Genomic DNA, 9,183 nt, shown 5'->3' on the forward strand with positions numbered 1-9,183 from the left:
GCACGCTCCCCCAGCCTCCGGCCGGGGGGACCCCCAGAGCACGCGCCTGACGCCGCGCGGCCGCCCTCCGGGCGACGACGGGAATTGTCAGACAGGCCCCCTCTAGGGGCGTCGCAGGCGGCCGCCGCTGGTCAGGATCGCGGCCGCCAGCGCGTCGGCCGCGCCCTGGGCGGGTGATCGTCCCTGGCCGTGCACGAGTACGAAGTCGACCCGGCCCAGCTCCGGCAGGCCCGCCCGGTCCGGGACGCGGAACAGGCCCGGTGGGATCAGGCCCCTCGAATGGGCCATCACGCCCAGGCCCGCCCGCGCCGCCGCGATCAGGCCGTTGAGGCTGCCGCTGGTGCAGGCGACGCGCCACTCGCGGCCCTGGCGTTCCAGCGCCTCCAGGGCCAGCGCGCGGGTGATGCCCGGCGGCGGATAGACGATCAGCGGGACCGGGCGGTCGGGGTCCAGGCGGAGCCGTTCCGCGCCGATCCACACCAGGTCGTCGTGCCACACCAGCTCGCCCAGCGGTTCCTCCGCCCGCCGCTTGGCCAGCACCAGGTCCAGCTTCCCGGCGGCCAGCTGCTCGTGCAGGGTGCCCGAGAGCTCCACCGTGAGTTCCAGGTCGACCTCGGGGTGGTCGTAGCGGAAGCCCTCCAGGATCTCCGGCAGCCGGGTCAGCACGAAGTCCTCCGACGCGCCGAAGCGCAGCCGGCCGCGCACCCGCGTGCCGGTGAAGAACGCCGCCGCCTGCTCGTGCACCTCCAGGATCCGGCGGGCGAAACCGAGCATCGCCTCACCGTCCTCGGTCAGCTCGACGGAGTGCGTGTCGCGGGAGAACAGCTGCCGGCCGGTCGCCTCCTCGAGTCTGCGCACGTGCTGGCTGACCGTCGACTGGCGCAGCCCCAGCCGACGGGCCGCCTGGGTGAAGCTGAGAGTCCTGGCCACCGCCAGGAAGGTGCGCAGGTGTGAGGGGTCGTACACTCGAACATGTTATCGCGGAACGTGATGGCAGTCAGAGTGGTATGCCGGATTCCCGATCACCTCCAGGAGGAGGACGATGGACAGGGCCTCCCGGCCCCCACTGAGAACCTGACCGACCCGTAAGTGGAGCACCGTGAAACGCCTGAGCCGGCCCCGCCGGATGCCGATCGACCCGTACGTCCTGCTGTTGCTCGGGACGGTGTGTCTCGCCGCGCTCCTCCCGGCCCGGGGGACGGCCGCCGACGTGGCCTCCGGCGCCTCCACGGCGGCGATCGCCTTCCTGTTCTTCCTCTACGGCGCCCGCCTGTCCACCCGCGAGGCCGTCGACGGACTGCGGCACTGGCGGCTCCACCTCACGGTGCTGGTCTGCACCTTCGTGCTCTTCCCCGTCCTCGGCCTGGCCGCCCGCGGCCTGGTGCCCGTGCTCCTCACCCAGCCGCTCTACCAGGGCCTCCTCTTCCTGACCCTGGTGCCCTCCACCGTCCAGTCGTCGATCGCGTTCACCTCGATCGCCCGTGGCAACGTGCCCGCCGCGATCTGCGCCGGCTCCTTCTCCTCGCTCGTCGGCATCGTCCTGACCCCGCTGCTTGCCGCCGCCCTGCTCGGCAACGGCGGGGGCGGGTTCTCCGCGGACTCCATCGTCAAGATCGTGCTCCAGTTGCTGGTGCCGTTCGTCGCCGGGCAGCTGCTGCGGCCCTGGATCGGCGAGTTCGTCAAACGGCACAAGAAGGTCCTCGGCCTGGTCGACCGCGGCTCCATCCTGCTCGTCGTCTACACCGCGTTCAGCGAGGGCATGGTCAAGGGCATCTGGCACCAGGTCAGCGCCGTCCGGCTGGGCGGACTGCTCGTGGTGGAGGCCGCCCTGCTCGCGGTGATGCTCGTGGTGACCTGGTACGGCGCCAAGGCGCTCGGCTTCGGCCGCGAGGACCGCGTCGCCATCCAGTTCGCCGGGTCCAAGAAGTCACTCGCCTCCGGGCTGCCCATGGCGAGTGTGCTGTTCGGCGCCCACGCCTCGCTGGCCGTGCTGCCGCTCATGCTCTTCCACCAGATGCAGCTCATGGTCTGCGCGGTCATCGCCAAGCGCCGCGCCCACGACCCGCAGGCCCAGGAGCAGGCCGCGCCCCCGGCCGGCCCGACGGCCCGGTCACGGCCGGCGGCGGCCACCGGGACGCCCCGCCACTGACGGGGCGGGACCCGGGCGGGGCGCGATCGCGACCGGTTCATGTGCCGGTTGATCCGGATTTCCGGTACGGACGGCTCATGACGGCTAACGTTCCGTCATGACCGCACCCCTGACGCTCGATCCGGCGCGTACGGCCCTCGTCCTCGTCGACCTGATGGACCGAATCGTCGCGTTGCCCCTGGCGCCCCGCAAGGGCACCGAAGTCCTGTACGCCGCCGAGGAGCTGGCCGCTGCCTTCCGCGCGGCCGGCGCCCCCGTGGTGCTCGTCCGGGTGGAGCGCCCCTCGCTCGCCGAGCAGCCGCCGGGCAGCGCACTGGTGGCGGGTCTGCGGAAGGAGGGGGACGTGGAGATCGTCAAACACACGATCGGCGGCTTCCAGGGGACCGACCTCGACGCCCGGCTGCGCGCGCTGGGCGTCACCCGGCTGGTGTTCGGCGGGATCGCCACCAACCTCGGCGTCGAGTCCACCGCCCGCGCCGCCGCCGACCTCGGCTACGACCTCGTCTTCGTCGAGGACGCCATGGCCGCCCTCACGGCCGCCGAGCACGAGGCGTCCGTCCGGCTCGACTTCCCGCGCCTGGGCACGGTCGCGACCGCCGCCGACGTCCACCTCGCCCGCCCCTGAACCGAGGCGGGCGGGACCGGGACGGGGCCTCCGCGGCGCAGGGGGGCACTCCCCGCCGCTCTCGGGGCTGCCGCCGTGACGATGTGCCGCCCGGACGTTCGAACCGGGAACCGCTCAGCCCTGGGCGGCCGCGGCCCCGAGAGCGATGCGGCCCTCACCCGCGTACACGTTCATGTTGCTGCCCCGCAGGAAGCCGACCAGGGTCAGACCGGTCTCCGCCGCCAGGTCCACCGCCAGCGACGACGGCGCCGAGACCGCCGCGAGCACCGGGACGCCCGCCATCACGGCCTTCTGCGCCAGCTCGAAGGAGGCCCGCCCGGAGACGAGGAGGACGGCGCGGGACAGCGGCAGCTCACCGTTCTGCAGGGCGCGGCCCACCAGCTTGTCCACCGCGTTGTGCCGGCCCACGTCCTCGCGGACGTCCACCAGCTCGCCGTCCTCCGTGAACAGGGCCGCCGCGTGCAGTCCCCCGGTCCGGTCGAACACCCGCTGGGCCGCGCGGAGCCGGTCGGGGAGGCTCGCCAGCAGCTCGGGCCCCACCCGGACCGGGGGAGTGTCGGCCATCGGCCAGCGCGTGGTCGTCCGCACCGCGTCGAGGCTCGCCTTGCCGCACAGCCCGCAGGACGAGGACGTGTACACGTTGCGTTCGAGGGTGAAGTCGGGAAGCTCCAGGCCCGGCGTGGTCCGCACGTCGACCACGTTGTAGGTGTTGGAGCCGTCGGCCGCCGCGCCCGCGCAGTAGACGATGTTCTGCAGGTCCTCCGCGCCCGCCAGGACCCCCTCGCTCACCAGGAACCCGGCCGCCAGCGCGAAGTCGTCGCCGGGCGTGCGCATCGTGATCGCCAGCGGCTTCCCGTTGAGTCTGATCTCCAGCGGCTCCTCGGCGACCAGCGTGTCCGGCCGGGTGGAGACCGCTCCGTCGCGGATGCGGATGACCTTGCGTCGTTCCGTGACTCGTCCCATTGTCCTGATCAGCCCCGGTTCTGTACGTGCTGGCAGCCGAATCGGCCCTTGCTGCAGAGGATGCCCCGGGTCACCGTGCCGCCGTGCGGCGAGGTGACCTCGACCATCTCATTGTCCTGCACACGCAGCTACGACCGTTCGGCGCGGTCCGCATACCGCTCACCGCAGACGATCGACCGGCCGGGTTCTCAACCACCCCGTGCACCCCTACCGTTGGGGACTCATGAGCAGCCCCCCTGTAGCACCGCCGGGCTGGAGCCGCTGGCTCGTCCCGCCCGCCGCCCTCGCCGTCCACCTCTCCATCGGCCAGGCCTACGCCTGGAGCGTGTTCAAGCCGCCGCTCGAATCCGCGCTGCACCTGAACGGCACCGAGAGCGCGCTGCCCTTCCAGCTCGCGATCGTGATGCTCGGCCTGTCGGCCGCGTTCGGTGGCACCCTCGTCGAGCGCAACGGACCCCGCTGGGCCATGACGGTGGCCCTGATCTGCTTCTCCGCCGGTTTCCTGATCTCCGCGCTCGGCGCCGAGACCGAGCAGTACTGGCTGATCGTCCTCGGCTACGGCTTCGTCGGCGGGATCGGCCTCGGCATCGGCTACATCTCACCCGTCTCCACACTGATCAAGTGGTTCCCGGACCGGCCCGGCATGGCCACCGGCATCGCCATCATGGGCTTCGGCGGCGGCGCGCTGATCGCCTCGCCCTGGTCCGCGCAGATGCTCTCCTCCTTCGGCAGTGACAACGATGGCATCGCGCTGGCCTTCCTGGTGCACGGTCTCTCGTACGCCGTGTTCATGACCCTCGGCGTGCTGCTGATCCGCGTCCCGCGCACCGAGAAGCCGGTCGCGGACGCCCCGAGCGCCTTCGAGGGCGTACAGGTCTCCGCGAACAGCGCGATCCGCACTCCGCAGTTCTGGTGCCTGTGGGTCGTGCTCTGCATGAACGTGACCGCGGGCATCGGCATCCTGGAGAAGGCCGCCCCGATGATCACGGACTTCTTCGCCGACAGCTCCACCCCGGTGTCCGCGTCCGCGGCGGCCGGGTTCGTCGCCCTGCTGTCCGCCGCCAACATGGCGGGCCGCATCGGCTGGTCGTCGACCTCCGACCTGATCGGCCGCAAGAACATCTACCGTGTCTACCTCGGCGTGGGCGCCCTGATGTACCTGCTCATCGTCCTGTTCGGGGACTCCTCCAAGCCACTGTTCGTGCTCTGCGCCCTGGTGATCCTCTCCTTCTACGGCGGCGGCTTCGCGACCGTGCCCGCCTACCTGAAGGACCTCTTCGGCACCTACCAGGTCGGCGCCATCCACGGCCGGCTGCTCACCGCCTGGTCCACGGCCGGTGTCCTCGGGCCGCTGATCGTCAACTGGATCGCCGACCACCAGAAGGGCGCCGGCAGACACGGCTCCGACCTGTACACCCTGTCCTTCGGCATCATGATCGGGCTGCTCGTCGTCGGGTTCGTCGCCAACGAGCTGGTCCGGCCCGTCCACACCCGTCACCACATCCCCGCACCGAGGGAGGCCGTCGATGTCGAACGACAGCAGCCGGCCTGAGCCGGACCGCCGCTGGCTGATCGCCGTGGCCTGGCTCTGGGTGGGCGCCCCCTTCGCCTACGGCGTGTACGAACTCGTGCGGAAGGCGACCCAACTGTTCAACGGCTGAACCGGAAGCATGTCCGGGCGTCCGGGAGTCTGCAAGAAGCCGACAACTCGGGCGCCCGTTTCCTGTGGCCTCACATGCCGTCGTACTCGTGAGTCACTGAACAGACTGGTGGGCCCACACCGAGGCAACGAGGGGGACCCACCACCCATGAACGGCTCGCGCATCGCCGCCGTCGGCCACTACCAGCCCGCGAAGGTGCTCACCAACGCGGACCTGGCGAGCATGGTCGACACCAGTGACGAGTGGATCCGCAGCCGGGTGGGCATCGACACCCGGCACATCGCAGGCCCCGACGAACCCGTCGACGAACTCGCCGCGCACGCCGCGGCCAAGGCCCTCGCCGCGGCCGGCCTCACCCCCGCGGACATCGACCTGGTGCTGGTCGCCACCTCCACCGCGATCGACCGGTCCCCGAACACGGCCGCGCGGGTCGCCGCCCGGCTGGGCGTTCCCGGCCCCGCCGCGATAGACGTCAACGTGGTCTGCGCCGGCTTCACGCACGCGCTCGCCACCGCCGACCACACGGTCCGGGCGGGCGCCGCCACGCGTGCGCTCGTCATCGGCGCCGACAAGATGTCCGAGGTGACGGACTGGACCGACCGCACCACCTGCGTCCTCGTCGGCGACGGGGCGGGCGCGGCCGTGGTCGAGGCCTGCGCGCCCGGCGAGGAGCCCGGGATCGGGCCGGTGCTGTGGGGTTCCGTCCCCGAGATGAGCCACGCCGTGCGGATCGAGGGCACCCCGCCCCGGTTCGCCCAGGAGGGGCAGAGCGTCTACCGCTGGGCCACCACCCAGCTGCCGCCCATCGCCCGGCGCGCCTGCGAGAGGGCGGGCGTGGACCCCGTCGACCTCGCGGCGGTCGTGCTGCACCAGGCCAACCTGCGGATCATCGAGCCGCTCGCGCAGAAGATCGGCGCGGTCAACGCGGTCGTGGCACGGGACGTCACCGAGTCCGGCAACACCTCTGCCGCCAGCATCCCGCTGGCCCTGTCCAAGCTGGTCGAACAGGGGCGCGTCAGCAGCGGCGACCCGGTCCTGCTGTTCGGCTTCGGCGGCAACCTCTCGTACGCCGGGCAGGTCGTGCGCTGCCCCTGAGAGGCGCTGCCCTCGGGCGCCGCCCCCCATCGGCGGGCGGCTGCCGGCAGACTTCCCGGGCCACCGGCTCATGCCGTGACGGCGCGCACGGGGGCGATCACCTCCTCGGCGAGCCGTCGGGCCACGCCCTGCGGGTAGGGGCGGGGCAGGCTCAGCACGATGTGGTTCATCCCGGCGCGGATGAGGGCGGTGACCGTGGCCCGGGTCGTCGCCGGGTCGTCGTACGACACCAGGACCTGGACCGAGCGGGCGATCTGAGCCGGGTCCCGGCCCAGGTCGGCGCAGTGCGCGTCCAGCACCCTGGACCGCTCGGCGACGAACTCCACGGTGTGGTGCGGCGGTCCGGGCACGTTCCAGACGTCGGCGTGCTCGGCGACCAGTCGCAGCAGGCGGGTGCCCCAGCCGCCGATGAGCAGCGGGGGCCCCGGGCGTTGCACCGGCTTGGGCTCGTTGCGTGTGCCCGTGAGCCGGTAGTACTCGCCCTCGAAGTCGAAGACGTCCCGGGTCCACATCAGCTTCAGGATCCGTACCGTCTCCGCGAGCCGGGCGATGCCCTCGGCGGGCGCCACGAGCGTGAGGCCGTAGGCCGCGTACTCGGCGACGGCCGGATTCTCTCCCCGGATCCCGCCGGCCCCGGGCGGCTGGTGCGTCCCGCCCACGCCCAGGCCCAGGACCAGCCGCCCGCCCGAGACCACGTCCACGGTGGACGCCGTCTTGCCGAGGAGCGCGGGCGGCCTGATCCGGTTGCTGGTCACCAGCAGCCCGAGGCGCAGCCGCGCGGTCTGGGCGGCCAGCGCGGCGAGCAGCGTCCAGCCCTCGTGGACGGCTCCGTCCTTCGGCCCCGCCACGGGCAGCAGGTGGTCCCAGAGCCAGGCGTCGGAGATCTCGGGTATCCCGTCGGCCTCCTGCCAGACGCGGCGGATGTCGTCGTAGGGGACGTGCATGGGTGTGGTCTTGATGCCGAACCGCACGGTCGCTGTCGTCATGGTCGTCAGATTAGGTGATTGTCAGCGCTACTGACGATATATTCCCGATATCGTCAGCCGCATGGTCAGTGATCCCCTCGAATCCCGGCTGGGCTACCTGCTCAAGCACGTCCAGGCCGAGCTGGCGCGGGCGTCGGCCGAGGCCCTCGCGCCCTACGGCATGGACGGGCACGACCTGGCGGTGCTGGTGGTGCTGGCCGGGGCCGAGCCGCTGTCGCAGATCGAGGTGGCGGGGCGGATGGGGGTGGACCGGACGACGATGGTGGCGCTCCTCGACGGACTGGAGCGGCGCGGACTGGTCGAGCGCCGGCGCAGTCCCCGGGACCGGCGGCGCAACATCGTCGAGCTGACCGATGCCGGACGGGAGCGGATGGGGCGGGCCGAGGAGGCGCGGCTGGCGGCCGAGCGCCGGTTCCTCGCGCCGCTGGACGACGAGACGGCCGCCACCCTGGTCCGGGCCCTGCGGGCACTGCTGCCCGGACGGTAGCGGGCCGGGCACGTTCGGTGAGACGGCCCCCACCTGCGGGTATGTCGATCCAAACGCAGGTGAAAGGCACTCCGAAAGCTTGGTATTGTTGTCCCTGTCGCCGCGGGGAACACCCCCGGTCAGGCGGCAGACACCTGGTCCGGGTGGCGGAATGGCAGACGCGCTAGCTTGAGGTGCTAGTGCCCTTTATCGGGCGTGGGGGTTCAAGTCCCCCCTCGGACACCAGCTGAGACCCTGTTGATCAGGGGTTTTCTGCTTTCCAGGGCTGTGGCGTGACCAACCACGTGACCAGCAGCCTGGAGATTCCCCAGGTCAGACCAGGGATGACAGGCCGAGTCGGCCCGCACCGGAGGCGGCGAGCTTCCGCGCTCCGTCCTTACGAGAGTGGCCGTACTTGGCCATGGTGTAGCCCGGCGAGTGGTGCCGGACGTTGGCGGAGACCTCTACGGGGTTCTCCCCGGCCTCCAGATCGTTCGTGACCTTGCTGTGCCTCCAGTCGTGGATCCGGAAATCCTCCGGCAGGTGCACACGGGTGCGCAGGGTGCGCCACCGAGCCGAGACCTTCTCCGGGTCCTGCGGCCCGCCTGCCTCACCCCGGTAGAGCTTGAAGCCGTCACGAGCGAACACAAGGTCATGATCGACCCACGCGGAGCCGAGACGTGCACGCTCGGCGTCCTGCCGCTCCTTCTGCCGCTTCAAGACATTCATCACGGACTGATCCACGTAGTTCAGAGCGTTGTCGTCACCATCCTTGGTCAGCTTCCGGAGACGGTAGGTGTTGCCCTCCTCGACCACGACCCAGCCCAGTTCGATGGCTCCCTCTTCCCAGTGGACGAGTGACCACTTCATCCTCAGCGCCTCACTGCGCCGCACGCCGGTAGCGGCGTAGACGGTCCACAGCGGAGCATCACGAAGACAGTGACCGAGCGGCCTGAACCTCTTGAAGAGAACCCCTTCCGCGCACTGCTCTAGCGAACAAAGCCCGCCCGGTCCACTTTCGGCTGCTGTGTCCTGGCCTCTGGCAGGCGTCACAATGCAGAAACCCCCCCGCATCCGAACTGCGGGGGGTTTCTGGCCTCCGGGACACGGTGGCGTCCCATTGGCAGTCATGGTGGAGCCTAGCCTCGATCTTTCTTGACGGTCTGCCGACAGAGTCGGCAGACCGTTTCGCGTTCCGTGGCTGCTGGCGGGCAGGCCGGTAGCCCGACTGACGTGTC

10 protein-coding genes, 1 tRNA gene and 1 pseudogene are annotated in these 9,183 nt (G+C 71.2%); 7 read left to right on the top strand and 5 right to left on the bottom strand.

Annotated elements, in window-relative coordinates:
- Positions 1–102: 102 nt before the first annotated feature.
- Entirely contained in the window at positions 103–966 is an 864-nt protein-coding gene (locus tag AB0958_RS43170) for a LysR substrate-binding domain-containing protein (protein ID WP_366895969.1), read from the bottom strand.
- Positions 967–1,126: 160 nt separating this feature from the next.
- Between AB0958_RS43170 and AB0958_RS43175 the strand changes: the two genes are divergently transcribed.
- Positions 1,127–2,149, top strand: coding sequence for a bile acid:sodium symporter family protein (locus AB0958_RS43175; RefSeq protein ID WP_366895978.1), 1,023 nt, complete (start codon positions 1,127–1,129; stop codon positions 2,147–2,149).
- Between the two features lie 97 nt (positions 2,150–2,246).
- Entirely contained in the window at positions 2,247–2,774 is a 528-nt protein-coding gene (locus tag AB0958_RS43180; protein ID WP_366895970.1) for an isochorismatase family protein, read from the top strand.
- Between the two features lie 114 nt (positions 2,775–2,888).
- On the opposite strand, the gene fdhD is transcribed toward AB0958_RS43180, so the two are convergent.
- Together fdhD and AB0958_RS43190 are read right to left on the bottom strand one after the other, a co-directional pair.
- Positions 2,889–3,737: a formate dehydrogenase accessory sulfurtransferase FdhD gene (gene fdhD, locus AB0958_RS43185; RefSeq protein WP_366895971.1), complete on the bottom strand. Its 849-nt coding sequence runs from the start codon at positions 3,735–3,737 to the stop codon at positions 2,889–2,891.
- Positions 3,738–3,745: 8 nt separating this feature from the next.
- Positions 3,746–3,865: pseudogene (locus AB0958_RS43190) on the bottom strand (Fe-S-binding domain-containing protein); the annotation flags it as partial.
- A gap of 95 nt (positions 3,866–3,960) precedes the next feature.
- Between AB0958_RS43190 and AB0958_RS43195 the strand changes: the two are divergent.
- From AB0958_RS43195 to AB0958_RS43205, 3 genes are all read left to right on the top strand, one after another.
- Positions 3,961–5,289, top strand: a complete 1,329-nt coding sequence (locus AB0958_RS43195; RefSeq protein ID WP_366895972.1) for an OFA family MFS transporter — start codon at positions 3,961–3,963, stop codon at positions 5,287–5,289.
- Positions 5,264–5,398 (top strand): hypothetical protein, encoded by a 135-nt coding sequence (locus AB0958_RS43200; RefSeq protein WP_366895973.1) that lies wholly within the window; start codon positions 5,264–5,266, stop codon positions 5,396–5,398. Before AB0958_RS43195 ends, AB0958_RS43200 begins: the two co-directional genes overlap by 26 nt.
- 147 nt (positions 5,399–5,545) lie before the next feature.
- Positions 5,546–6,493, top strand: a complete 948-nt coding sequence (locus tag AB0958_RS43205) for a beta-ketoacyl-ACP synthase III (RefSeq protein ID WP_366895974.1) — start codon at positions 5,546–5,548, stop codon at positions 6,491–6,493.
- Between the two features lie 68 nt (positions 6,494–6,561).
- Here the strand turns inward: AB0958_RS43205 and AB0958_RS43210 are convergent, their stop codons facing one another.
- On the bottom strand, positions 6,562–7,479 hold the full coding sequence (locus AB0958_RS43210) for an LLM class flavin-dependent oxidoreductase (protein WP_366895975.1): 918 nt from the start codon (positions 7,477–7,479) through the stop codon (positions 6,562–6,564).
- Positions 7,480–7,540: 61 nt separating this feature from the next.
- Between AB0958_RS43210 and AB0958_RS43215 the strand changes: the two genes are divergently transcribed.
- The gene (locus AB0958_RS43215) at positions 7,541–7,966 is read left to right on the top strand and encodes a MarR family transcriptional regulator (RefSeq protein WP_366895976.1); all 426 of its coding nucleotides are present in this window, start codon (positions 7,541–7,543) and stop codon (positions 7,964–7,966) included.
- 137 nt (positions 7,967–8,103) lie between these two features.
- A tRNA-Leu gene (locus tag AB0958_RS43220) sits at positions 8,104–8,191 on the top strand.
- 87 nt (positions 8,192–8,278) lie between these two features.
- Here AB0958_RS43220 and AB0958_RS43225 read toward each other — a convergent pair.
- Positions 8,279–9,076, bottom strand: a complete 798-nt coding sequence (locus AB0958_RS43225) for a tyrosine-type recombinase/integrase (RefSeq protein WP_366895977.1) — start codon at positions 9,074–9,076, stop codon at positions 8,279–8,281.
- Between the last annotated feature and the right edge of the window lie 107 nt (positions 9,077–9,183).

It is taken from the genome of Streptomyces sp. NPDC006655, from assembly GCF_040703965.1.
In the GTDB taxonomy this organism is placed as follows: Bacteria; Actinomycetota; Actinomycetes; order Streptomycetales; family Streptomycetaceae; genus Streptomyces.